The 22,239-nt window shown below is 61.8% G+C and carries 28 protein-coding genes and 1 tRNA gene; 7 read left to right on the plus strand and 22 right to left on the minus strand.

Annotated elements, in window-relative coordinates; translation table 11 throughout:
- Positions 1 to 33: 33 nt before the first annotated feature.
- The 6 genes from pth to AB1402_08590 all read right to left on the minus strand — a co-directional run bounded on the left by pth (position 34) and on the right by AB1402_08590 (position 4,407).
- Positions 34 to 621, minus strand: coding sequence for an aminoacyl-tRNA hydrolase (gene pth, locus AB1402_08565; GenBank protein MEW6541650.1), 588 nt, complete (start codon positions 619 to 621; stop codon positions 34 to 36).
- Positions 621 to 1,268, minus strand: a complete 648-nt coding sequence (locus AB1402_08570; GenBank protein MEW6541651.1) for a 50S ribosomal protein L25/general stress protein Ctc — start codon at positions 1,266 to 1,268, stop codon at positions 621 to 623. The genes pth and AB1402_08570 overlap by 1 nt, the downstream gene beginning before the upstream one ends.
- A 47-nt stretch (positions 1,269 to 1,315) precedes the next feature.
- Positions 1,316 to 2,272 carry a ribose-phosphate pyrophosphokinase gene (locus AB1402_08575; GenBank protein ID MEW6541652.1) on the minus strand — a complete coding sequence of 319 codons (957 nt, stop codon included), beginning with the start codon at positions 2,270 to 2,272 and terminating at the stop codon, positions 1,316 to 1,318.
- 23 nt (positions 2,273 to 2,295) lie between these two features.
- Positions 2,296 to 3,696, minus strand: coding sequence for a bifunctional UDP-N-acetylglucosamine diphosphorylase/glucosamine-1-phosphate N-acetyltransferase GlmU (gene glmU, locus AB1402_08580; protein MEW6541653.1), 1,401 nt, complete (start codon positions 3,694 to 3,696; stop codon positions 2,296 to 2,298).
- A gap of 222 nt (positions 3,697 to 3,918) precedes the next feature.
- On the minus strand, positions 3,919 to 4,185 hold the full coding sequence (gene spoVG / locus AB1402_08585) for a septation regulator SpoVG (GenBank protein MEW6541654.1): 267 nt from the start codon (positions 4,183 to 4,185) through the stop codon (positions 3,919 to 3,921).
- Between the two features lie 63 nt (positions 4,186 to 4,248).
- A complete protein-coding gene (locus tag AB1402_08590) occupies positions 4,249 to 4,407 on the minus strand; it encodes a hypothetical protein (GenBank protein MEW6541655.1) in 159 nt (52 codons plus the stop codon).
- Between the two features lie 118 nt (positions 4,408 to 4,525).
- On the opposite strand from AB1402_08590, the gene AB1402_08595 reads away from it, so the two are divergent.
- The 4 genes from AB1402_08595 (at position 4,526) to AB1402_08610 (ending at position 6,977) form a co-directional block, all read left to right on the plus strand.
- Complete coding sequence (locus AB1402_08595) at positions 4,526 to 5,407, plus strand: selenium metabolism-associated LysR family transcriptional regulator (protein MEW6541656.1); 882 nt, start codon at positions 4,526 to 4,528, stop codon at positions 5,405 to 5,407.
- A 154-nt stretch (positions 5,408 to 5,561) separates the two neighbouring features.
- Positions 5,562 to 5,655, plus strand: a tRNA-Cys gene (locus tag AB1402_08600).
- A gap of 22 nt (positions 5,656 to 5,677) precedes the next feature.
- Entirely contained in the window at positions 5,678 to 6,775 is a 1,098-nt protein-coding gene (yedE, locus tag AB1402_08605) for a YedE family putative selenium transporter (protein MEW6541657.1), read from the plus strand.
- Complete coding sequence (locus AB1402_08610; protein MEW6541658.1) at positions 6,768 to 6,977, plus strand: sulfurtransferase TusA family protein; 210 nt, start codon at positions 6,768 to 6,770, stop codon at positions 6,975 to 6,977. Before yedE ends, AB1402_08610 begins: the two co-directional genes overlap by 8 nt.
- A 157-nt stretch (positions 6,978 to 7,134) precedes the next feature.
- On the opposite strand, the gene AB1402_08615 is transcribed toward AB1402_08610, so the two are convergent.
- The 4 genes from AB1402_08615 to ispE all read right to left on the minus strand — a co-directional run bounded on the left by AB1402_08615 (position 7,135) and on the right by ispE (position 9,759).
- Entirely contained in the window at positions 7,135 to 7,293 is a 159-nt protein-coding gene (locus AB1402_08615; protein ID MEW6541659.1) for a hypothetical protein, read from the minus strand.
- An 86-nt stretch (positions 7,294 to 7,379) separates the two neighbouring features.
- Positions 7,380 to 8,141: a nucleotidyltransferase family protein gene (locus AB1402_08620; GenBank protein MEW6541660.1), complete on the minus strand. Its 762-nt coding sequence runs from the start codon at positions 8,139 to 8,141 to the stop codon at positions 7,380 to 7,382.
- Positions 8,134 to 8,823, minus strand: a complete 690-nt coding sequence (locus tag AB1402_08625) for a GntR family transcriptional regulator (GenBank protein MEW6541661.1) — start codon at positions 8,821 to 8,823, stop codon at positions 8,134 to 8,136. The genes AB1402_08620 and AB1402_08625 overlap by 8 nt, the downstream gene beginning before the upstream one ends.
- Before the next feature lie 72 nt (positions 8,824 to 8,895).
- Complete coding sequence (gene ispE / locus AB1402_08630) at positions 8,896 to 9,759, minus strand: 4-(cytidine 5'-diphospho)-2-C-methyl-D-erythritol kinase (GenBank protein ID MEW6541662.1); 864 nt, start codon at positions 9,757 to 9,759, stop codon at positions 8,896 to 8,898.
- Between the two features lie 120 nt (positions 9,760 to 9,879).
- On the opposite strand from ispE, the gene AB1402_08635 reads away from it, so the two are divergent.
- On the plus strand, positions 9,880 to 10,587 hold the full coding sequence (locus tag AB1402_08635) for a ZIP family metal transporter (protein ID MEW6541663.1): 708 nt from the start codon (positions 9,880 to 9,882) through the stop codon (positions 10,585 to 10,587).
- Here AB1402_08635 and AB1402_08640 read toward each other — a convergent pair.
- Positions 10,576 to 11,022: a DMT family transporter gene (locus tag AB1402_08640; GenBank protein ID MEW6541664.1), complete on the minus strand. Its 447-nt coding sequence runs from the start codon at positions 11,020 to 11,022 to the stop codon at positions 10,576 to 10,578. The two genes, AB1402_08635 and AB1402_08640, sit on opposite strands and share 12 nt — an antisense overlap.
- A gap of 133 nt (positions 11,023 to 11,155) precedes the next feature.
- Here AB1402_08640 and AB1402_08645 point away from each other — a divergent pair, with 133 nt between their 5' ends.
- Positions 11,156 to 11,716 carry a hypothetical protein gene (locus AB1402_08645; protein ID MEW6541665.1) on the plus strand — a complete coding sequence of 187 codons (561 nt, stop codon included), beginning with the start codon at positions 11,156 to 11,158 and terminating at the stop codon, positions 11,714 to 11,716.
- 59 nt (positions 11,717 to 11,775) lie between these two features.
- On the opposite strand, the gene AB1402_08650 is transcribed toward AB1402_08645, so the two are convergent.
- The 8 genes from AB1402_08650 to yabG form a co-directional block, all read right to left on the minus strand.
- Positions 11,776 to 13,422, minus strand: coding sequence for an SPOCS domain-containing protein (locus AB1402_08650; GenBank protein MEW6541666.1), 1,647 nt, complete (start codon positions 13,420 to 13,422; stop codon positions 11,776 to 11,778).
- 185 nt (positions 13,423 to 13,607) lie between these two features.
- Positions 13,608 to 15,071, minus strand: a complete 1,464-nt coding sequence (locus tag AB1402_08655) for a DUF3794 domain-containing protein (protein MEW6541667.1) — start codon at positions 15,069 to 15,071, stop codon at positions 13,608 to 13,610.
- Positions 15,072 to 15,212: 141 nt separating this feature from the next.
- On the minus strand, positions 15,213 to 16,121 hold the full coding sequence (locus tag AB1402_08660) for a CAP domain-containing protein (GenBank protein MEW6541668.1): 909 nt from the start codon (positions 16,119 to 16,121) through the stop codon (positions 15,213 to 15,215).
- Positions 16,122 to 16,294: 173 nt separating this feature from the next.
- The gene (locus tag AB1402_08665; protein ID MEW6541669.1) at positions 16,295 to 16,582 is read right to left on the minus strand and encodes a hypothetical protein; all 288 of its coding nucleotides are present in this window, start codon (positions 16,580 to 16,582) and stop codon (positions 16,295 to 16,297) included.
- Between the two features lie 111 nt (positions 16,583 to 16,693).
- Positions 16,694 to 16,897 carry a hypothetical protein gene (locus AB1402_08670; protein ID MEW6541670.1) on the minus strand — a complete coding sequence of 68 codons (204 nt, stop codon included), beginning with the start codon at positions 16,895 to 16,897 and terminating at the stop codon, positions 16,694 to 16,696.
- Between the two features lie 23 nt (positions 16,898 to 16,920).
- Positions 16,921 to 17,130, minus strand: coding sequence for a hypothetical protein (locus AB1402_08675; GenBank protein ID MEW6541671.1), 210 nt, complete (start codon positions 17,128 to 17,130; stop codon positions 16,921 to 16,923).
- A gap of 102 nt (positions 17,131 to 17,232) precedes the next feature.
- Positions 17,233 to 17,625 carry a hypothetical protein gene (locus tag AB1402_08680; protein MEW6541672.1) on the minus strand — a complete coding sequence of 131 codons (393 nt, stop codon included), beginning with the start codon at positions 17,623 to 17,625 and terminating at the stop codon, positions 17,233 to 17,235.
- Positions 17,626 to 17,728: 103 nt separating this feature from the next.
- A complete protein-coding gene (gene yabG, locus AB1402_08685) occupies positions 17,729 to 18,589 on the minus strand; it encodes a sporulation peptidase YabG (GenBank protein MEW6541673.1) in 861 nt (286 codons plus the stop codon).
- Positions 18,590 to 18,715: 126 nt separating this feature from the next.
- Here yabG and AB1402_08690 point away from each other — a divergent pair, with 126 nt between their 5' ends.
- The gene (locus AB1402_08690; GenBank protein MEW6541674.1) at positions 18,716 to 19,546 is read left to right on the plus strand and encodes a glycosyltransferase; all 831 of its coding nucleotides are present in this window, start codon (positions 18,716 to 18,718) and stop codon (positions 19,544 to 19,546) included.
- Between the two features lie 205 nt (positions 19,547 to 19,751).
- Here the strand turns inward: AB1402_08690 and AB1402_08695 are convergent, their stop codons facing one another.
- Genes AB1402_08695 through AB1402_08705 form a run of 3 tightly spaced genes read right to left on the minus strand, consistent with a single transcriptional unit; the run spans position 19,752 to position 22,220 of the window.
- Positions 19,752 to 20,225 carry a ribonuclease H-like YkuK family protein gene (locus AB1402_08695; protein MEW6541675.1) on the minus strand — a complete coding sequence of 158 codons (474 nt, stop codon included), beginning with the start codon at positions 20,223 to 20,225 and terminating at the stop codon, positions 19,752 to 19,754.
- Between the two features lie 32 nt (positions 20,226 to 20,257).
- Positions 20,258 to 21,157, minus strand: coding sequence for a 16S rRNA (adenine(1518)-N(6)/adenine(1519)-N(6))-dimethyltransferase RsmA (gene rsmA, locus AB1402_08700; protein ID MEW6541676.1), 900 nt, complete (start codon positions 21,155 to 21,157; stop codon positions 20,258 to 20,260).
- A gap of 49 nt (positions 21,158 to 21,206) precedes the next feature.
- Positions 21,207 to 22,220, minus strand: a complete 1,014-nt coding sequence (locus AB1402_08705) for a ubiquitin-like domain-containing protein (GenBank protein MEW6541677.1) — start codon at positions 22,218 to 22,220, stop codon at positions 21,207 to 21,209.
- Positions 22,221 to 22,239 lie beyond the last annotated feature (19 nt).

The following is a 22,239-nucleotide window of genomic DNA, read 5'->3' on the forward strand; positions in this document are numbered from 1 at the left end:
GGTGTGGAGCTTTAAAACACCGGTGGAAGGGCGTTATACTTCGGCGGTGCCGCTTGCAGGCGTTAGCCGCCAACCGTTGAAACGGCTCATCGCCTGGTTAAGCCCTTCCCGGCACGCACACGCCACCGCCAGGGCCGACGTGTTTACGACTTCTTCGAGCCCCGGCTGCTCCTCGGACCCAAACTCGCCCAGTACGTGGTCCACCGCCTCCCCGGTCTTTCCTATCCCTACGCGCAGGCGCCCAAATTCAGAACTGCCCAGGGCGGCAATGATGGACTCGAGACCCCGGTGCCCCCCGGAACCACCTCCGGGCCGCAGACGGATCCGCCCGAACGCCAGGTCGAGGTCGTCGCAGATCACCAGCAGGTCCGCCGGCCCCGCCCGGTAGTGGCGCAGAAGGTCCCTAACCGCCAGGCCGCTTAGGTTCATGTAGGTCTGGGGCTTGGCCAGCACCACCCGGACCCCGTCCAGGCGACCTTCACCAACGAGAGAAAAACAGCGCCTGCGGGTCACTATTGTGCCCGCGGCGCCGGCGAGCCGGTCAACCACCATAAAACCGGCGTTGTGGCGGGTAGAACCGTATTTGGCCCCGGGGTTCCCCAGGCCCACGATCAGCTTCATTACCCGGTCTCAGAAGCGGGGGATGAGCGCTCTTGTTTACCGGCTTCTTCCCCGGCCTCTTCCGGGGCTTTCTCCTCCTCACGGTGCGGCGCGATCAGGGTGACCACGGTCACGTCGCCGTCGGTTTCGAATCTCACGCCCTCGGGGGCCCTCAGGTCGGACACGTGGACGGCGTCCCCGATATCGAGTCCTGAGATGTCGACCTCGATGTGTTCCGGGATATCGCGGGGCAGGCAGGTTACCTCCACCTGGCGGATCAGCTGCTCCAGGCGGCCGCCCGCGGTCACCCCCGGAGCGCTCCCCGTCAGCTTCAGGTAGACGGACGCGGTCAGTTCCTCCTTCATCGAGATCTGGTGGAAATCGACGTGGAAGAACTCGTTTCTGTACGGGTGCGTGTCCACGTCCTTGATAATGGCGTCGTACTTTTTGGCGCGCCCCTTCTCCGGCTCCACCTTCAACCGGATGAGCGCGTTGCGCCCGGTCTTGGCTATGATGTCCTGAACCGCCCGGGTTTCCACCTCGATCGGCAGGCTGCCGACCTCTTTTCCGTAGAGCACCGCCGGGATAAGGCCGTTTTGCTTCAGCCGGTTCCGGTAACCCTTGCCCCGGCCCGCCCTGGGCCGGGCTTTCAAATCAACAACCGCCATCTGCGCTAATCCTCCTTGACTACCAGTAATGTCCCCCGCACCGTCATCTAAACCGGGGTGTCAAAAAGCTTGCTGACCGACAGGTTTTCGTGGACCCGGATGACGGCTTCCCCAAGCAGGGGGGCGACGGACAAGACTTTGATTTTGGGCAGCATTCTTTCGGGCGGAATCGGAACGGTGTCGGTGACGATCACTTCCTCGATCGCCGAATCTCGCAGCCGGTCGATCGCGGGGCCGGAAAGGACCGGGTGCGTGCAGCAGACGTAGACCGCCTTGGCCCCGTACTCCAGGAGGGCATGTCCACCCTCCATGATGGTCCCGGCCGTGTCGATGATATCGTCCAGGATTACGGCCGTCTTGTTCTGAACCGGACCGATCACGTGGATGATCTCGGCCACGTTCGGCTCCGGGCGCCGCTTGTCGATCACCGCCAAGGGCGCCCCGATGCGCTCGGCCAGGTCCCGCGCCCGAACCACTCCGCCCACGTCCGGGGAGACCATTACCACGTCCTCCAGGTGCCGGCGGATCAGGTACTCAGCCAGGATCGGACCGGCCGGCAGATGGTCCACCGGAATGTCGAAAAAGCCCTGTATCTGACCGGCGTGCAGGTCCATGGTGATCACCCGGTTCACCCCGCTCGCCGTAAGCAGGTTGGCCACCAGTTTGGCGGTGATCGGTTCCCGCGCCCGGGTCTTCCGGTCCTGCCGGGCGTAACCGTAGTAGGGCATCACGGCGGTGATCCGGCGGGCGGAAGCCCTTTTCAGGGCATCGATCATCATCAGGAGTTCCATCAGGTTTTCGTTCACCGGGTGGCCGGTGGGCTGGATCACAAACACGTCCGCGCCCCGGACATTCTCCTGAATGCAGATCCGGATCTCGCCGTCCGAGAACCGTGACGCCTGGGAATTCCCCAGCGGCACCCCGAGGTAGTGGCAGATCTCGACCGCCAGGGCCGGGTTGGCGTTTCCGGTGAAGATCTTCAGCTTCTTGTGGCGCGAGAACATCGCGATCCCTCCGTTGGGTTTGTTCACTGGTCGCCGGTTTGCCGGTCGTCCTTTTCGGCGTGCCTCACCCGGGTTTCCCAATTTGGGATATTCTTCTGCTCGCTCCTGGCCACCCCCAGCGCGCCGGGGGGCACGTCCCGGCGGATGGTGGAGCCGGCCCCGACATAGGCGCCGCGCCCGACGGTCACCGGCGCCACCAGGTTGGTGTTGCTGCCGATGAAAGCGCCGTCCTCAATCACCGTCGTCCACTTCTTCTTCCCGTCGTAATTGCAGGTAATCGTGCCCGCGCCGACGTTCACCCTTTCCCCGATTACGGCGTCGCCCACATAAGAAAGGTGGGGAATCTTGCTTCCGGTCCCCACCACCGATTTTTTGATTTCCACGAAATCACCGATTTTGACCCCGGCCCCGATCTCGCAGCCGGGCCGGATGTAAGCGAACGGGCCGACCGTGCTGCCCTCGCCAACGGTGGACTCCAGCACCACGGCGTACTGCACGGAAACCCGGTCACCCAGGCGGGCGCGCACCAAGCGCGTGTTCGGGCCGATTTCGCACTCCTCGCCGACCACGCTGTTCCCCTCAATGAAGGTAAAGGGGTAAATCACCGTGTCCTTAGCGATACGGGCGGCACGGTCGATGTAAGTCGAGGACGGATCGACTATGGTCACACCCTGGTCCATCCAGTAGTCGAGCACGGCGGACCGGACCAGCCTTTCGGCTTCTGCCAGTTGGCGCCGGTCGTTGATCCCGTAAATCTCGACCGGATCCGCCACCGGGCAGGTCCCGATCAAAAAGCCCTTGTCCAGATAAACGGCCAAGGCATCGGGCAGGTAATACTCCCCCTGGCGGTTGTCGGCCGAAATCCCGCGCAAGCACTCAAACAGTCCGCCGGCCGTGAAGCAGAATACGCCAGTGCTTATTTCCCTGACGGCCAATTCCTCCGGGGTACCGTCCGCCTGCTCAACGATCCGGATAAACCGCCCGGCGGGGTCACGAATGACCCGCCCATATCCGGTGGGATCGCCCAGAAAAGCGGTCAGTACGGTCGCCGCCGCACCCGAGTCCCGGTGCCGGGCCACCAATCCGGAAAGGGTGTCTGCACGCAAGAGCGGGGTGTCCCCGCAGACCACCAGCACGTGCCCCCAGTGCCCGGCGAGCCTTTCCTCAGCCTGCAATACAGCGTGGGCGGTACCCAACTGCGGTTCCTGAACGACCGTTTCACCGCCCAGTTCATTGACCACGGCGGCGACTTCGTCGTGACCGTAGCCCGTGATCACGATAATCCGGTGCGCACCAGCCTCCCGCACCGCCTCTATGACATGCGCAACCATGGGCCTACCGGCCACATGGTGAAGAACTTTGGGGCGGCGCGACTTCATCCTGGTACCCTTGCCGGCCGCCAGCACGACCGCTGCTAGATCCATTTAAACCCCCTGCGTGATTAGGCCCGGGTGACCGATGGCCGCTCATCCGGCGTTCGCCCCGAGACCGGCCCCGGAACTCACTGAACCGGCCCGGGACCTGGCTGATCCGCTCCAAGAGAAGGCCGGTCCGGGCCGATTGAAAGGTGTATGCCAGGTATTCATTCAACGAAAACGAGGTGATTCCTTTCCCAAAAAAATGGAACACACCCGTTCCGTGAGGGGTTAGAATTCAACGGCATCCCGCTGCTCGTAGGCTTCCAGTACTGCATCCTGGATGCGGGCGCGCGCGGAGGCGTTAATCGGGTGGGCGACGTCCCGGAACTCACCGGTGGGGGTCCTGCGGCTGGGCATCGCCACAAACAGTCCATTCTGGCCCTCGACGATTTTGATGTCGTGCACCACGAAAGCGTCGTCCAGGGTGACCGACACAATCGCCTTCATTTTACCCTCGCCCAAGACTTTGCGTATCCGGACGTCAGTGACCTCCACACTGTTCACCACCTTCCAAAACGGCTGGAAACCCCGTCCAGGTTCCCGAACCCGGCGCATGTCTTACTTCTGAAGGCCTTTTTTCGGCGCCAAGCGCCGATATCCTGCCTGGTTAGCAATTTTTTCCCCTTCAACGCCACGCCGGCGATAGCGGCGGCGTGGGCCTCCCGCCAGCCGGTAGCGGGCTTCGTGCACATCAGCCAACGGCAAGCGTTCATCCATGACCTGCCTCCCCCGGTGATACTAAAAAGTCTCTCCCTATGACTTGAAAATGATTTATTGCAAAAATAACAAAAAATAATATAATAAAGACAACCAGTTGACGAGAGAGGTTGTCTTCGTGAATCTAAGCTACCTCGAAACCTTTGTTATGGTCGCCAAACACAAGAGCTTCTCAAGGGCCGCCAAGGCCTTGAGCCTTACCCAACCCGCGGTGAGCAAGCACATTTCCCTGCTCGAGGTCCACTACGGCACCAAACTGGTCGACCGCACCAGCCGGCGCGTCGAACTGACCGACGCCGGCATTGTGCTCTACCATTTTGCCGGCCGGATCATCTCGACCATGGAGCGCGCGAAGGAGGAAATCGCCTCCTTTTCCGAAGAGGTCAAGGGCCGGTTGAACATCGGGGCGAGCACCATCCCCGGGCATTACATCCTGCCCCGCACACTCAGCGAATTCAAAAAAGAGTACCCCCTGGTGAACGTTTCCCTGGAAGTGAGCAATACCGGCAAGGTAATCAACCGGCTCCGGGAGGAATCCATCCAGGTCGGGGTCATCGGCGCCCCCGTGAACAGCCCCGAGATCAACTGTACCGAGTTCACCAGCGACGAAGTGGTTCTGATCTTGCCGGCCGACCACCCGCTGGCCGAACGCAAGGAGCTGATCACCAACGACCTTATCGGCGAAAAGGTCGTGGTGCGGGAAAACGACTCGGGCACCCGGCGCATCGTGGAGGAGAAACTGGCCGCAGCCGGCGTTCCGTTCGACAGCCTGCAGGTGGCAGGGGAATTCGGCAGCACCGAAGCCGTGCTGGCCGGCGTGGAGGCGGGACTGGGAGCTTCCTTCGTCTCCCGCTGGGCCGCGGAAAAAGCGGCGACCGAAGGCCGGGTCGTGGTCCGCATACTACAAGATTTGTGCTTCTCGCGCAGCCTGTATCTCATCTACCCCCGGGACAAGAGCCTCTCCAGACCCACCCGTGCTTTTCTTTCATTCATCAAGTAGAACAACGCTCAGCTGCCGGCAACCGGACCCACCCATCCTCCTTGAATATCGCCACCAACAATAAATTCTTTTTATGGCTGCCATAAGAGGATTTCATTTTTACTTGCCGAAAGCCTGAGACTAAAAGGGATGTGAGTATTGAGAAATCCCGCGTGGAGGGAACGGAGCTGGCGCTCCCCACGGAATGCAAATCCGCCGGCCGCGCTTGATTAAGCCGGGGTGGGTTCGATTCCCACCTCCCTCCTCCACTCAAAATCACGAAAAAAAGGGGTGGGGCTGTTGTTCAACGTCAAGGGGAAGGGGCTCGTAACCCTGACCGGCCTGACAATCGGCGCGCTCGCCATCGCGTTGATGGTTGCCGGTAATCCCAAAAACATGGGCCTTTGCATCGCCTGTTTCTTGCGGGACATCGCCGGCGCGCTCGGGCTGCACAGTGCGGCACCCGTCCAGTACGTCCGCCCGGAAATCATCGGGATTGCCCTGGGCGCTTTCGCGGCCGCCCTGGCCACCGGTTCCTACCGCGCCATGGGCGGATCGAGCGCCCTGACCAGGTTTGTCCTGGGCTTCATCGGCATGATCGGCTTTTTAGTCTTTCTCGGCTGCCCTCTGCGCATGCTCCTCAGGATGTCCGCCGGAGACCTCAATGCCTGGCTGGCCCTGCCCGGCTTCGCCGCGGGCATCGCCGCCGGCGTCTGGTTCATCAACCGCGGCTTTACGCTGGGAAGAGCCACGCGTCAGAACAACACCCACGGCTACGTATTCCCGACGATGATGGCGGCCCTGCTGGCCCTGTTGGTGTTGGGCTTCCCGCTCCTGCGCGCCAGCACGGAGGGTCCGGGGTCTATGCACGCCCCGCTCTTGCTTTCGCTGGGGGCCGGCCTCCTGGTCGGGGCACTGGCTCAGCGCACGCGTTTTTGCCTGGTCGGCCCGATCCGCGACCTGATTATGTTCCGCGACCCCTACCTGATGTTCGGGATGGCCGGCCTGTTTCTGGCCGCGCTGGTCGGCAACCTGATCATCGGGAACTTCAGCGCCGGCTTTGCCGGCCAGCCGGTCGCCCACACCGACGGCCTGTGGAACTTCCTGGGGATGGCCCTGGCGGGTCTATGCTTCACCCTGGTTGCCGGGTGCCCGCTGCGCCAGCTGGTTTCCGCCGCCGAGGGGAACACCGACTCGGCGGTCACCATTCTGGGCGTGCTGGTCGGGGCGGCCTTCGCCCACAACTTCGGCCTCGCCGCCAGCCCGGCGGGCGCTTCCGTAAACGGGCAGTACGCCGTGGGCGCCGGATTGATCTTGACCTTGGGCATCGGCTTCGCCCTGTCCGGCGCCCGGATCCTGGCGAAAGGAAAGGTGACGGAAAGTGCCTGATGTCGACGTCTGCGGTCTGGTGTGCCCCGAACCCGTGCTGCTGGTCAAGCGGCGGATCGACGCCTTGGGGGAAGGCGCGATCACCGTGCTGGCCGATTCGGAGGCGGCCCGGGAAAACATCAAGCGCCTGGCCACGGGCAAGGGCTGGGCGGTACGGATCGAGGAGCAGGATGACAAGTACCTGCTTACCCTGACGAAATAGTCGTTGGCCGGCAACCGTCGGTTTACCGGACAAAGCGCAGTACTGGCGCATGCCTCTGAGAGGCCGTGCCCCAGCCAGAGTTCCGAGGCCTGAGTACAGATTTTCATGACAAAACGCCCGGCACTTGACTCTTCGAGTACCGGGCGCCCTTTGTTTTTCACTTTTGTTTTACCGTCCCCTTGACGCAATAAGACCAACAGGGCACGCGGATCATTTTTTGAGTCCAGATCTCCACCCGCCGGTCCAGGAGCCAGCCGGTCAGGAAGAACAAGCCCTCGCCGTAGACCGCCCACGCCAGGACCGTGGCCAGCGACAACTCCCCGAAGGACAGGGAAACCGCGGCTTCGGGCCTGAACGTACCGGACTCGGTAGAATGCCCCGAGATTCCGGTGTCGCGCCGTTTTAGTTAGTGCGGCTGAAGGGGCCCAAGGCGCAGACCAGGGCGTAGTCTTCGGGCTTGTCTACGTCCACGGCCAGTTCCGGGTATCCCGAGACAATCGCCCGCCCGGTCACCCCAAACAGGCTGGTGACTCTCTTTTCGGCATCGGCCAGGCTTAAGCGGCGCGCAAGGAAACGCAGAACGAAGACCGGCCCGACGATGGCGGCCAGTTTAAGCGGGTTTTTCCGGTGCAATGCGAACTCCTGGGCTTTTGCCCGGCAGCGGTCGAACACCGCCGGGCGGAACAAAACCAGATTCCCCCCGGTGAAGCGGCCGTCCGACAACCGCACGTACGTGCGCCGCCCCCCGGGGTAGCGCTTTTCAACCACCTCGTCCCGGACCACCGGGTAGTAGATGTCCGCCCGCCGGTCACCGCAGCGCCGCACAAAATCCCGGACGGCTTCCGGGGTCAAAAGCGGGATGTCGGCCGTAGCCACCAGCACGTTTTCGGGGGCCTCGAAGCGCTCGAGACCGGCAGCCACGTTCTCCATCAATCCGCCCGCCGGTTCGAACACTTCCACCCCGGCGGCTCCGGGCAAACGCCGGATCGCTTCCGGCCCCACCGCCACTATCCGGCCCACACAGCCGGACGCACGCAGCGCCTTGATCACGTATTCCACCATGCACGCGTCCCCAATCGGAATGAGCGCTTCGTGCTCCACCGGGCTGACCTCCTGGAGCGGCCCGGTGTTCGGACTGCCCGCCAGCAAGAGACAGTCAATCACGGTTCTCATCCCGAAGCGCGCACAACAGGCTGTTCTCGGCGTTTTCGATGTGTTCCCAGGCCAGCCGCTGCGCCAACTCGGCGTTCCGTTCCGAAATGGCCTCCACCAGTTGCCGGTGCTCCTCCAGCGCCTCCCGGGTCCTCCCGGGGCGCGACAGGGTGGTGAGCCTAAACCGCTGAATCACATCCTGCAGGTTGGTCAGAATCAGGGTCAGGCGCTGGTTGCGGCTGGCGCGGTAGATTATTTCGTGGAACTGGGTGTCTTCGTGCACCAAGGCGTGGATGTCGGCGCTGGTGGCGATTTCCGAAATTTGGACCATTGAGCGTTCGAGCTTTTCCATCTCCTCTTCGGTGATCCGCTCGGCGGCCAGTCCCGCCGCCAACGACTCCAGGGCCGCCCGCACCTCGAACACGTCAATGATGTCCTTGTCGGTGATCCCGGCCACATACGCCCCTTTGCGCGGGACCATCACCACGAAACCCTCGAGTTCCAGCTTGCGGATGGCTTCCCGCACCGGGGTGCGGCTCACCCCCAGTTCGTCGGCCAACTGCAGCTCCATCATCCTTTCGCCGGGCCTTAAAATCCCCTGGATGATCGCTTCCCGCAACGACTCAAAAACCACCTCCCTGAGCGGCTTGTAGGAGTCGAGCTTCACCGGAAGTAAGCGTCTTTGCCCCTCCATCTTGCAAAACCCCCGTCCAGAATGTGCCTTAACATAATAACAAATATATTCGGCGACCTCACAGCCGTCAATTTACCGGTCATTTAATGCGGCCGTCAGCGTTCTGGTCGCCCTCGCCAAAAGCCCCCGGGAGCGAAGCCCGGCGGCTACGGCCCCGGCCCGCTCCACGTCCGCGGTCAGCCCGAACACCGTCGGGCCGCTGCCGGACATCAACGCTCCCAGCACCCCCGTCTCCCCACCGAGCAGTTCTTTAAGCTTTTTGACTTCGGGGTAAAGGTCGAACACGGCCGCCTCCAGTCCATTGAACAGTCTCCCGGCCACAGCGTGCCGGTCTTTATCGGCCAGGGCCCGGAGCAACGGACTCAGGTCCGGGCGGGCCCCGCCGGGAAGACGGTCGAAACGCGCATAGGCTTGGGCCGCCCGGACGCCGAAGGCCGGCGTCACCAGCACCACCCCCATCTCCGGAGCCGGCGGCAGCGGGGTAAGAATCTCCCCCCGTCCCCGGGCTAAGGCGGTCGGCCCAACCAGGAAGAAAGGCACATCCGAACCGAGTTCGGCCGCGAGGCCGATCAAAGTTTCAAGGTCCAGGTTGAGGTCCCAGAGTTCGTTCAATCCCGCCAGGGCGGCCGCCGCGTCCGCCGAACCGCCGCCCAGTCCGGCGGCCACCGGGATGGACTTATGCAGCCGCATCTCGGCCCCGGCCCGGCAGTGGCAACGTTCCCGCAGCAGCGCGGCCGCCTTCCAGGCCAGGTTTCCGGGGCCCTGCGGCACCTCCGCGCTGTCGGTGTACAGGGTGAGTTCTTCCGCCCGCCGCAACTCCAGCCGGTCGTGCAGTTCGAGTTTTTGCAGCACGGTTTCCACTTCGTGGTAGCCGTCCGGGCGCAGGTTGCCGACGGCCAGCGCCAGGTTGATCTTGGCGTGGGCCAAAAGACGCATTCCTGAAAAGCCCCCCGTGAAGCCTCCGGCGTCCCGGCGGCGTGCCTAATGAATTGTACGGCCCGCATAAATATTCCTGCTAGGCGATAGGTATTTCAAAAGGAATCGGAGGCCTGGTCTATGGCCTATTGGGCAAGCACCCTCGCCGGGGCTTGCACCCTGTTGGGCGCCCTCCTGGTCCTGGCCCTGGGTGAGCCGCGCCGCCCAACCCTGGCCGCGGTATTGGGCCTGGCCGGCGGCATTATGGTAGGAGTGACGGTGTTGGACCTGATTCCCGCCGCCCTGAAACTGGGCCGGCCTGAAACCGTCTTTTTGGGAATCTTGCTCGGAATTCTGTCACTCGCGCTGTTGGACAACGCGCTGTCCTCCCTGGTCGGCCCCTCGCGGTCCGGGTTTCTCAAGACGGGTTTGCTGGTCGGCCTGGGCATCGGGTTGCACGACCTGCCGGAAGGCATGGCCCTCGCCGCCGGTTTTACCGGCACCACAAACCTGGGGCTCTTTTTGGCCCTGACCATCGGCCTCCACAACATTCCGGAGGGCATGGCCACCGCTGTCCCCCTAAGGGCCGCCGGCGTTTCCCGGCGGCTCATTATCCCGGCGGTCGCCGCCTTGAGCCTGGTCACACCCCTGGGCACCTTCATCGGGTTCGGACTGGTCCAGGTCAGCGCCCTCGCCCTGGGTCTGCTTATGGCTTTCGCCGCCGGCGCCATGCTCTACATTTCCCTTTTTGAACTCACACCCCGTGCCGTATCCTTGGGCTTCAAACCGGCCCTCGCCGGCGCGGCCGCCGGCGCCGCGCTCGTCTGGTGGGCCGGGTTACTCTTTTAGGAGCAGAAAAGCCCCCCCCGCCAACAGGAAAACCCCGACAGAGCGGTACCATGTGAAAGAAAGCTGCTTCAGGCCGAAGAGCCCCGTATGGTCGATCGCGGCCGCGGTCAGGATCTGACCCACAATGATCGCGGTGGTCGCCGGGGCCACCCCGACTTCAGGAATGCTGCGGACGACCGCGTAGATGATGGCCACGCCCAGGACGCCCCCCAGGTACAAGTACCAGGGCGCATCGCCGGCCTTGAGCAGCGAACCGTCTCCCAACCGCAGTCCGAACAGCAATAAACTCACAAAGACCAGACCGACCAGATGGACGACGAACGTCGCCTCCAACAGGCCCACGATTTTCCCCAGGGCCGCGTTGATGGCGCCCTGGAAAGCCATGGTCACCCCGGCCGCGGCGGCGATCATCATGGGCACGAGCTTAAAATGCAAAGGCCACTCCCCCCAGCGCCTATTGTTTGCCCCTCACGACCTTGATATACCGGCGGATTCACCACCACCACCCTCCGCACATACCCTGGCAGTAGCAAATATCAACTGTGGCTATGTATGGAGGGGACAGCCATTGAACGGCGCCTTGCGGGCTTCTTTTGTCGACCTGGCGGTTTCCGCCCAGGGGTACGGTGACGAACCGGCTTTCGACCACCGGGCCGAGATGACCCGGACCGTGGTGGTCAAACCGCACAACGGAAAAGAACTGCTGAAAATCCTGGCCGCCTTCAGCCGGACCCACCGGGCGATCCGCCACGTCCGGATCTTCAGTCACGCTTACCCCCGGGGCGTGATTATGACCGACATGTCCGGCTTCTACCATTCTCAGGGCCCCAACGACACGGCCCGGGCCGCCTACGTTTCCGACCTCGAAAAAGCGGTCGCGGAAGGGCGGATCGTGTTCGCCCGGGACTGCACCGTCAGCCTGTTCGGCTGCAACCTCACCGGCGAGGGCTTCACCCTCAAGCTGTCCCAGGCCGTCAGCGGCGCCGTGATCGCCGCTACCGCCGGGGTGTACCCGGAAATCGCCGGGGGCCGGGAGACCGGCGTGTTCATCGCCTCGACCCGGTGGCAGAAGTTTGTGCGCGGCCGGTTGGCCGTGCCGAACATGGGCCGGCGCTACCGGGCCTGGTAGGGGCCATAAGCCCATAAAAAAAGCTGCTTTTAAAAGCAGCTTTTTTAATTCGGGTTTGCTTAAGGCAGGTTGATAACCTGACCGATCTGCAGGCGGTTTGGATCTACGCCCGGGTTTACCGCCTGGATGGCCTGCACCGTGGTGCCGAAACGCTGGGCCAGTCTGAAGAAGGTGTCTCCGGCCTGGATGACGTAGGTCCTGCCCGGCGGGGTGGGCGGCTTGGGTTCGGGTACAGGTTTCTTCTCGGGCACCTTGGGCTCGACCGGAGGCGCAATCGGGCACACGATCTCTGCCCCGGGCCGCAGGCATTCATAAAGCTTCTTCTGCACAATGTCGGTCACCCGCGCGGTCACCTTCAAAACCAGCTTCACCACGATCCGGCGCTTATCATCCAGACTCACCGAGACAAACTCGGCTTCGGCCATCACATTCACCGCCGCGCCGGGTTGGGCCCCGGGCACTTCGATGAAGGCGGTGAACGGGATCTCGGCCTGGAAGGCGTGCACCTGCTGGTCCGGCGCATCCCGTACGTAGGTGATCTTCACGGTCACCACGCCTCGGACGATCACCTTGTTGGCGATGACCTCGGTCTCGGTCACCGTGACGTCGGTCACAAAGGCCTCCAGCACCTTTTCAGCGTCCGGCTTCGGCTGGGGAATGGTGACGATCTCGCGCAGGGTAATCTGCACCTGGTCCCTCTCGTTCAGGATCTGGTCCAGGAACAGGGTGACCTGCCGGATGGCCTGCGCTTCGAGGAGACAAGCCAGCAGATCGTCTTCGATCTTCACCACGACCCGCTTCCTGATCTGCTCCATCACGAACGCCTGCAGCGCTAAGACGGCCGTGATCGAGATCTCGCACTCGTGCTTGACCCGGGCGCTGACGTCTTCGATCTGCACATGCACGTTCACCATGTCCCCGGGACGGGCCCCGCGCACTTCGACAAACTGGGTGAAGGGAATCTCCACGTGGGCGTGGTGCACCGGTTGGGTGGGCCAATCGGCCACGTAGATGACCTGCACGGTCAGGACACCTTCCACGATCACCTTATCCTGAATAATCTCTTTCTTGGTGATCGTGACGTCGGCAATGGTGTCGATCACTTCTTTGGGGCAGGGTTTCTTCCCCTGGAACAACTGCTGAATGTCGACCTGGTCGCTCACCACCACCTGTCTTTTCCCGACGGCCTTGACGATGTCCAGTCGCACTTCATCCTTGACGAACTTCCGCTCGGCGCCGGGCAGATCGATCAGCAACTGCTTCGGTTCGGCCTCGGTGACCTTGACGAAGATGCGCAGAATCACGGTGACGATGATCTGCTGCGGGTCCTTGGGATCCACGTCGGCCTTGACCTTTTCGATGGTAATCTGTTTCACCACGTCCATTCCCGGCCGCACGCCGGGGATGTGCAGGGATTCCGCAAATTCGATCTGGCCGCGCACGTGGTGGACCGGCTGGGTCGGAAAGTCGGCGACATAAGTCACGTTGAAGACGATTTTCCCCTGGACGATGACCTTGTCGGGGATGATTTCCATCTCTTGTTCCTCGACGCGGGCCCGGACGGCCAGTATCTGTTCGGCCTTCGGCTTCTGCTTGGGAATGGTGATCTTGCCGCGGACCACGGTCTGTACCGTCTGTTCCCCGATGACCTGCCGCACAGTCTCTTCCTGGCAGACGATCCGGACCTTAAGTTCATGTTGGCTCAACAAAACTTCCTCCTTTCGGCATATTTGCTATCAATATATGCCTCAAAGGAGGAAGTGTGAGCGCCGGCCGGTCAACGGTTCAGGAACCTACCCTGAAAATCCCCTCTCCCTCTGGGAGAGGGTCAGGGTGAGGGGTATTTTCATCCTTCCGCTGGTGCCGCCGCCGAAGGCGGGGGCACGGTTGTCTATTCAATTGGCTCCAGGTTCGGTTTGGGCGGCGGCGAACACTCGATCACGGCGCCGGGCCGCAGGCACTCAAATACCTGTTTCTGCACAATGTCAGCCACCCGGACGACGATCCGGAGCACCAGCTTGACGGCCACGCGGCGGCTGTTGTCAATGGCCGCCTGCACGAACTCGGCGTCGACCATGACGTTCACGGACGCGTCGGGCACGGCGCCCGGCACGTCGACAAAGGTGGTGAACGGAATGTCGACGGTGAAGGCGTGGACCGGCTGGTCGGGCCTGTCGGCCACGTAAACCACCTTGACGGTGACCACGCCCCGGATGATCACCTTATTGGGAATCACGTCGGTCTCGGTCACTTCGACGTTGGTGACGATGGTCTCCAGGATCTTCTGGGCGTCCGGTTTCTGCTGCGGGATGCCGACCACCTCGCGGATGGTGACCTGGACCATGTCCTCTTCATTCAGGATCTGGTCGATGAACAGGGTCACCGGCCGAATCGCCCGCTCAAACAGCAGGCACTCCAGAAGATCCTCATCGATCTTCACCACGAGCTTCTTCTTGATCTGTTCGACGACCCTGGCCTTCACGTCCAGTACGGCCGTGATCAGGAGCTCACAGTCATCCTTGACCCGGGCGGTGACGTCCTCGATCCGCACCTGGACGTTGACCATATCTCCGGGCCGGGCGCCGGGCAGATCGACAAAGGCGGTGAAGGGGATCTCGAAGTGGGCGTGGTGCACCGGCTGGGTGGGCCAGTCGGCAACGTAGATCACCTGGACGATCAAAACGCCCTCCACGATGACCTTGTCCGGGATGGTCTCCTTGTTCTTGATCACCACGTCGCTGATAACGTCGAGCACTTCCTCGGGGCAGGGCTTCTTGCCCTCGAACTGCCGCAGGACGTCGAACTGGTCGCTGACCACCACCTGCCTAGCCCCCATGACCTTAACGACATCCAGCCTTACCGGCTTCGTCTTGAACCGGTTCTCAGCGCCAAGAAGATCGATCAGCAGCTGTTTCTTATCGATTTCAACCACTTTTACGAAAATGCGCAGAATCACGGTCACAACAATCCGGCGTGGATCGCGCGGGTCGAGTTCGCCTTTGACCTTCTCGACGGTGATCTGCTTCACCACGTCCATGCCCGGCCGGGCGCCCGGAATGTGGAACGATTCCGCGAACTCAAGCTGACCGCGCACGTGGTGCACCGGCTGGGTCGCTTTGTCGGCCACGTAGGTGATGTTGAGGACCAGTTTGCCCTGCACGATGACCTTGTCGGGAATGACGTCGATTTCCTTGTCCTCGACCTGGGCCCTGACGGTCAGGATCTGCTCGGCCGGGGGTTTGGGGTGCGGGATGGTCACCACGCCGCGCACCACTGTCTGGGCGGCCTTTTCGCCGATGACTTGCTGCACCTTTTCTTCCTGACAGACGACTTTGACTTTTTGCTTATGGATCATAAATAGATTCCTCCTTTCGTCATTGATTACCAATGTATGGCCCGAAAGGAGGAAATGTGAATGTTGCTCGGTTAACCTGAGTGCCGCGGCTTTTAGCCACGACCGGTTTTGGTGCGGCTGGACTTACAGCCTGACGAAGTACTACCGCCCGATAAACATCTGCGTCCAGTAGTTGGTGTAGCTCCCGCCGACCGCGTGCCCCACGCCGATATGCGTGAAACTGGAGTTCAAGATATTGGCCCGGTGGCCGGAGGAATTCATCCACCCGCGCATGGCTTCTTCGGGGGTGCGCTGCCCGGCGGCGATATTCTCACCGGCCGTGCGGTAGGTAATCCCGAACTGCCTCATCATCTCAAAGGGCGAACCGTAAGTGGGGGATTGGTGGGCGAAATAACGATTGTCCCGCATGTCCTCCGACTTCAACCGGGCGACCTGCGACAGCTTGGCGTCCACCGCCAAAGCCCGGAGTCCCAGCTTGGCCCGTTCGGCGTTCACCAGATCCACTATCTTCAGTTCGTTGGCGGTCATTGACCCGGGATTGGGGGTCGGCGCCGGCTGCGTCGGCGGCGGCGGGGTGGGCTCTGCCGGAGGCGGCGTGGGCTGCGTCGGCGGCGGTTGTTGCCCGGAGACAACGCCGTTGATCAGCACCACTACAGTTACGTTGTTCCGAATCGCGACCCCGACCTGACTGTACTGCGGCTGTAAGGCTTGCGGCGCGCAGGAACCGGTCAATGCCCGGACCACCAGGTTCACGTTGCCGGAATTCACGCGCAGCGTGCAGGCCGACCGGTAGGAAATCCCTTGATTTCGTAAGGCTTGTGACACGCTGGTCCTGGTCGTCAGGAGATCCAGGGCCACCTGGTTCAAACCGGCGGTATTGGCTAGAGGCTGAACCCCCGCCTGCTGGCGGGCCTGGTTTATACCCGAAATCAACTTGCTTTCATCAGCAGAAGGTGCGTTGGCGTGGGCCAGGGCGGCCGGAACCAGCAAGGCGATGGTCAACAACAGGGCGACAACTAGAACGGCGGGTTTTCTACTAGAGAACTGCATGAAAGACCTCCTTTTCCCAGATTTGGACTTGTCCACCCAAGCTTAACATTGACCCGCCAATCTCGACAAATCCCTCTATTTTTGCTCTCCCTTGGTATGCTTGGATGGCTGCACAACTTTGAGATAATTCTAGCTGGATATTCAAAATATGAGTATGATGGTACATTTTGGGGCTAGTAGAGCTGGGGTTCGACTTCGAATCCAAGCGCCTGGAACTGCCGCGCCGCTTCCTGGGCCGCCGGGCCGGACAACACAATCCGAAACATTCCCACCCGGCTCATTTTCAACAGGGCGTGGGCCGGTTCAAGCTTGGAAGGCGCCCCGCCGTCATCCTTCAGAGCGGCGGCAAAACCGTTGTTGAAGCCGAGATAGCCACCCTCCCGGTAGCCTTTCTCGTACCCGTCTTCAAAGCCCGCTGCGTACCCCTGGTTATATCCCAGTTCCCATTCCCGCCGTGGCATCGCCGATCCCTCCCAAGACTTTCCTGACCATCTTATTAAGCTAACGCCCCTTCTGCGCCTCCCCCAAAACAAATAACCACCGGTGAGCCGGTGGTTATTTTAAAACCTGGGCTATTTCTTGAATTTTACTACCGGGTCGCAGAAATCCCAGTCGGGGCAGGCACCATTATTGATCGTGACACAGTTTGCGAAAACGAGATAAATGACCTTTAGCGGCGCCTTGCAGCCTGACTTCAGGAACGACCGAACGAGTTCGGGATCATCGGATTCATCGAGCGCCTCCATTACGGACCGGATCTGATCTTTTTCAATCATTGTTCCAACCTCCTTACGCACTATTACTTTTTTGTGCAAAGCGGATCGCAAAAGTCCCATTCGGGACAGACACCGTTATTGATCACCAGGCAGTTGGTGAACAACAGGAACACCACCTTGGACGGAGCTTTGCACTCACCGAGATTGACCGGTGGCTTGGGCCAAAACCGCTGGTCTTTAACTTCCGGCACCTCCGCGGTATCGACCAGTCCGTCCAAGTCGTCTTTCGCCATTTTAGCATCCCTCCCTCGTCAAAAGCAGTGCCGGCTTAACCCTATGGTATGAAACCGGGGGGTGAGATGTGCCGGATGGCGCACGCCGCAATTCGGCCGCCGTTACAATTGCAGGGCCTTGCAGGGCTTGTAAACGACTACGCCCAGACCGTCGGAGACAACCAGAGACTGCGGCGCCCCGGCGCCCTCGTCCACGAAACAGGTGAGCACGAACATCTTCTTCGCGTCGTACGCTTTTCGGAACCGCCGGAGCATCAACTCGTCGACTCCGGGGATTGCTATGTTCTCTCCGCCGCCGCTCAACTCCATGGTAAAACAGCCGTCCGCTCTGGGCTGGAAGCCGACCCGAACCGCCGCCTGGCTTCCCGCCCGCACACAGCGGGCCACCTGCTCGGTCAGGTCCCGCACCTCGGTCAGCGCCCGTTTGCGGTCCTGAAAGCGGGCGCCGATTACCGGTACGCCATTAATCAACGCTAGGGCTGCTCCCGAGTACATGACCATCCTCCTCCACGCTTCATTCTATGAACGCGGAGCAGGTATTGTTAGTGATAATTACCTGGTGATGCAATGTTTTCCAGTATACATTATACTTTATTACTCAGTAGGCTGACTTGGGCGCGCCCATCCGGTATTTACCCTGGGTATCAAGCCCCCCGATTCCCGGATACCGGGTGATCGTGGCTTCAATGACCTCTTTAAGCACAATGGCTTTGTTCACAGGCGTATAGGCCACCTTTTCCACCACAAACACCGGGTCGAAGGCGTGGATCAGCACTCTCTCCGGGGCGCTGGCGAAGTTGGCCCCGGCCTCCAATATGGCTTCGTAGAAAGACTGGCATGCTCCGGCAAAGACCACCAGGTCATCCCGGCTCTGTTCATAATCCCGGGCCACCTTGACCGCTTCCACGAAATACCTGGAGTTGCGGTAGTTGTCCATGTCCCGGAAGTCTTTGCTCCCCTTCTTAAAAGCGTCATGTCCGGTGAGTACCAAGATGTCGGGACGGTACTCCCGCAACAGGCCGGCTACTTCCTCCGGCTGCCTTGATTCGCGGACGAAGTAACCCTTGAAGGGCACCTTCAACTGGCGATAGGTGGTGCTGCACAGTTCAAGGTAGTCCTGGTCCCCGTCCAGGTGCAGCACTTTTCCCGGCACGTCGAAGGTGGCTACTTTGTCCCCCCGATTCGTAAAGTCCCCCTGGTGTTCCGGGTCCCGGCGCTGAAAGCAGCGGTTCACGCACTCATTGCCCAAAGTGAGCATCTTCCGCCAGTATTCGGCCACCTTGTCCGCACTGATTTTCTCCAAATCCAAAACCGGAGCATCCGCAAAAAGCCGCATGTCCACTCCCCGCAGGTGGGCATAGTCCCGCCCGTCCAGGGTGTAGATTTCGACCACCTTAAAATAGAGGTCCAGACCGTAGGATCGGCGGCCTACAATATCTCCCGCCCGGATGTCGCTCACGATGCCAACTCCTCCCTTAATTTGAATAATTCATCATATGAGGGCGTGTGATCTTTGGGGAACCGCAAAGCACAGGTTTGCCTTGCTTTCCATATATTAACAAGCAGAGGAGGAGGGGATGGAACGGTGCTTTGCGCAGTGATACCCGTGCAAAACGAAGCTTTACGCCTGAATGAGGTTCTCCATAACATCCTGACCCTGCCCATCGATTTCGTCTTGCCCGTGGTGAACGGCAGCCGTGACGGGTCGCGGGAGATCATCAGGCTATGTCCGCAAAAAGATCGTATCCAAGAGATACACTTCCAGAAGCCGCTGGGCATCGATGTGCCCCGGGCGGTGGGTGCGCTGCACGCCCATCAGATGGGCGCGGAGGCCGTGCTGTTTGTGGACGGGGACATGGCCGGCAACATCCGGCCCGTCCTGGAAAAACTGCTGCAGTCGGTCCAAAACGGCGCGGACCTGAGCCTGGTGGACTGCTATCCGGCACTTGACCGCGAAGTGGCGACCCCGGTGGTCAACGAACTGGTCGCGTTGAGAAAACTTTTGAACCAGTCCCTGGGGCTGACCGACCTGGGCACCGCCTCGCCTTCGCACGGACCGCACGCCGTTTCCCGGCGCTTGCTGGATTCCGTCCCTTTCCGGGAACTGGCGGTGCCGCCGGCGGCCCTGGTAGGAGCGACGCGTAAGGGGCTAAAGATAGGCGTTGCCGCCTCCATCCCCCACTGCGAACTGGGTTCGCCCGACCGGGGCCCCCATCACGCCCGGCTGATCGCCGAAACCATTATCGGGGACCATCTGGAGGCGTTCTGCGTTCTGAACAACAGAAACAGATCCCGCATCCGGGATGGGGTCACCTTCAATGGTTACCACCATACCAGGCGTTGGGACCTTCTTGAAGCAGAGATCAGCGGGGTAACCGGGAGAAAGGCCGGAGGGACAACTGGAAGACGTCCCTGAGGGGGGGCGGCCGCGACCGGGTGGTCGCCGGCCGACCCGTGCCCTTAGGCACGCTTACCCCGGTCCAACAACCAAACGGTAGCCGTTCCAAGCGGCTGCACCTTGCCGCCGCCGGCCGGCGGCCGGCGGTGGCCGGGGGCTCCGTAAGTGGACTCACTGAATTCTGGCTCCTGAATTCTGAATTCTGAATTCTGGCTCCTAGCTTCTACTTCGTGTGCCGGTCGGCGACCGAGGACGCCCCGTAGGCGTCCGGCTTGATCCGAGCGCGGAAACCACTCCCGGTGACCATGCCCACCACTTCCCGGATCAACTCCTTGGTGTCGCCGTGGGTGCCGGCGTCGATGTGAATCTCGACCTTCAGGTCTTCACATCCGACTTCGGCAAACTTCTTGGCCACCAGACCCCCCAGCTCCAGGCTCAGAGCGGTTTCAAAGAAAATCTTCTGGCGCAGGCTTTTGATCTTGCGGTGCGTCTTTTTCCGGTAATAGTAGCGGGCTCCCTTGCCCAGGCGGTGCACGATGACCGCCGAAATGAAGTGGGTGGCGCCCTTCACCACCTGGGAATCGGTGCCGATGATGATCTTGTAGGATGAAGAGGGCAGGCCGGTAATGTACCGCATCATGTCGCTCATCATCTGGTCGAAGGTCAACTGCCCCTTTGTCGGACTGTTTAGGTACAAGTACCTCACTTCCCTGAGTATAGATGCCTGTATTATAACACAGATGGGGCTTCGTAACCTAACCGCACGCAGGCGTCCGCGATCAGGGCGAACTGCTGCGGCGTGAGGGTTTCCCCCCGGGCGCGGGGATCGAGGCCCGCGCTTTCAATGATTTGGACCCAGGTCTCACGGTCCAGACCCAAAACCACTTCCGCCAGCGCGTTGGGCAGCATTTTCCGCCGACGGCCGAAGGCGGCGCGCACAAGGCGAAAGAAGATTTCGGGCCGCAGCACGCTTACCGCGGGCGAAGGGCGGCGCACCAAGCGGATCACGGCCGAGTCCACCGCAGGCGGGGGATAGAAGCAGTGCCGGGAAACCCGCCAGACGATATCGGCTTCGGTGTGGTAGGCCACCAGAACGGAAAGCGCCCCGTAAGCGCTGGTGCCGGGCGCCGCCGCCATCCGGTCGGCCACTTCCTTCTGGACCATGAGCACCATCCGCTCGAAGCGGTGACCGGCCTCCAGGAAGCCGGCCACGAACGGGCTGGTGATGTAGTAAGGCAGGTTGGCCACCACCTTGAAATCACGGTCACCCGGGGCAGACAGCAGAGCCCCGTAGTCCACCTTGAGCGCGTCGGCGTTGATCAGGCGGACCCGCTCCCCCAGATCGCCAAGCACGTCTTGCAGCAGCGGGATCAGGCGGTTGTCGATTTCGACCGCCGTCACCCGCGCCCCTCTTCCCGCCAGACGCCGGGTCAACGCGCCCACGCCGGGCCCGATTTCGATCACGGCTTCGTCTCTCGCGACCTCGGCCGCCTCCAGGATCTTGTCCAACACTCCGGCGGCCACCAGGAAGTTCTGACCCAATGATTTGCGGGGCCTCACGCCGTATTCCGCCAGCAGGCGGCGTACCTCGCCGGTACTGGTCAAGAGCGGGTTCCTGTTCACATTCACGTTTTATTTTTCCCTTTCCAGGGCATAAAAAAAAGCTTCTTAAAGGGCCCTACTCGAGAATGAACACATCAACCGTGCGGCGTCCCCACTGCACCGCCTCCTGCCGGGTCGGGAAAAACACGTCCACCCGGTTGCCCTTGATGCTTCCGCCCACGTCCATGGCCCGGCCGATACCGTAACCATCAACGTAGAGCCGGCTGCCCATGGGGATCACCCGCGGGTCGACGGCCACCGTGCCCGGTCCCGGGGCCAATCCGGTCGCCGTATTCCGGCCGGTGTAGGTGTAGGCCGTGGCCTCGGCCCGGATCATTTCCCGGAAACGCAACTCCTGCGCCCCACGCGTGACGGTGGTCAGCGTCCCTACCAGCAGCACCTGGTTCTGCGGCTTGGCCACCACCTCGCTACTCTCCAGCCGGCGCTCGAATTCCTGCCCGTCGTGGCGGGTCACCCGCCAGGTCTCCCGCACCAGCCCGGGCCGGCCCTGGACCAGCAGCCGGGTCTCTCCCTTGAGCATATCGTAGGCCGGCCGGCGTTCCACCCCGAACGGAACAGCCGTTTCCCGCTCGTCGAGCGCCACGGTCACCCGGACGAGGCGGACCTCCATCCCGGCAGCAACAGGTGCGCGCCGGCCCGGCAGCACCAGGTCGTGCGCGCCCAGCTCCACGCCGGCGTCGGTGAGCACCCGGCCCACGCTCTGAGCGGTGGTGAACACTTCCCACTCCCGCCCGTCCACCCGGACGGACACGGGCACCGCCCGCAGAACCGTGACGGCCAGGCCGTCAGACAGAGGGGTGTCCGGCGAGGGAGTAACCTCGTCCTGCAGTCCGACCGCAATCTCTTTCCTGGCCAGCAGGTCGGCCACCGTGCCCGCGGAAGTCCTTACCGCCACCGCTTCCCCATCGTTATGCAGGGTCACCTGGACCGAGTTCGCCCAGGCGTACCAGCCCCAACCCAGCAACAGGACCGCCGCCAACCCGGCCAGCAAGAACCAAAACCGGCTGCCGGCCCGGAACCGCCTGGGCCGGTCGAGATACTCGGACTTTGGCACCGTATACCATTCCACCGCTCTTCCCCCTGCCTGA

This window comes from Bacillota bacterium, assembly GCA_040757205.1.
In the GTDB taxonomy this organism is placed as follows: domain Bacteria; phylum Bacillota; class Desulfotomaculia; order Desulfotomaculales; family Desulforudaceae; genus Desulforudis.

Bases quoted from the DNA above. Each gene is read 5' to 3' on its own strand.
- AB1402_08635 (MEW6541663.1), top strand. From the start codon at position 9,880: ATGGCCTATTGGGCAAGCACCCTCGCCGGGGCTTGCACCCTGTTGGGC.
- AB1402_08665 (MEW6541669.1), bottom strand. From the start codon at position 16,582: ATGCCACGGCGGGAATGGGAACTGGGATATAACCAGGGGTACGCAGCG.
- AB1402_08670 (MEW6541670.1), bottom strand. From the start codon at position 16,897: ATGATTGAAAAAGATCAGATCCGGTCCGTAATGGAGGCGCTCGATGAA.
- AB1402_08570 (MEW6541651.1), bottom strand. From the start codon at position 1,268: ATGGCGGTTGTTGATTTGAAAGCCCGGCCCAGGGCGGGCCGGGGCAAG.
- glmU (MEW6541653.1), bottom strand. From the start codon at position 3,696: ATGGATCTAGCAGCGGTCGTGCTGGCGGCCGGCAAGGGTACCAGGATG.
- AB1402_08625 (MEW6541661.1), bottom strand. From the start codon at position 8,823: ATGGAGGGGCAAAGACGCTTACTTCCGGTGAAGCTCGACTCCTACAAG.
- AB1402_08655 (MEW6541667.1), bottom strand. From the start codon at position 15,071: ATGATCCATAAGCAAAAAGTCAAAGTCGTCTGTCAGGAAGAAAAGGTG.
- pth (MEW6541650.1), bottom strand. From the start codon at position 621: ATGAAGCTGATCGTGGGCCTGGGGAACCCCGGGGCCAAATACGGTTCT.
- AB1402_08590 (MEW6541655.1), bottom strand. From the start codon at position 4,407: ATGGATGAACGCTTGCCGTTGGCTGATGTGCACGAAGCCCGCTACCGG.
- ispE (MEW6541662.1), bottom strand. From the start codon at position 9,759: ATGCGTCTTTTGGCCCACGCCAAGATCAACCTGGCGCTGGCCGTCGGC.
- AB1402_08575 (MEW6541652.1), bottom strand. From the start codon at position 2,272: ATGTTCTCGCGCCACAAGAAGCTGAAGATCTTCACCGGAAACGCCAAC.
- AB1402_08660 (MEW6541668.1), bottom strand. From the start codon at position 16,121: ATGCAGTTCTCTAGTAGAAAACCCGCCGTTCTAGTTGTCGCCCTGTTG.
- AB1402_08680 (MEW6541672.1), bottom strand. From the start codon at position 17,625: ATGTACTCGGGAGCAGCCCTAGCGTTGATTAATGGCGTACCGGTAATC.
- AB1402_08675 (MEW6541671.1), bottom strand. From the start codon at position 17,130: ATGGCGAAAGACGACTTGGACGGACTGGTCGATACCGCGGAGGTGCCG.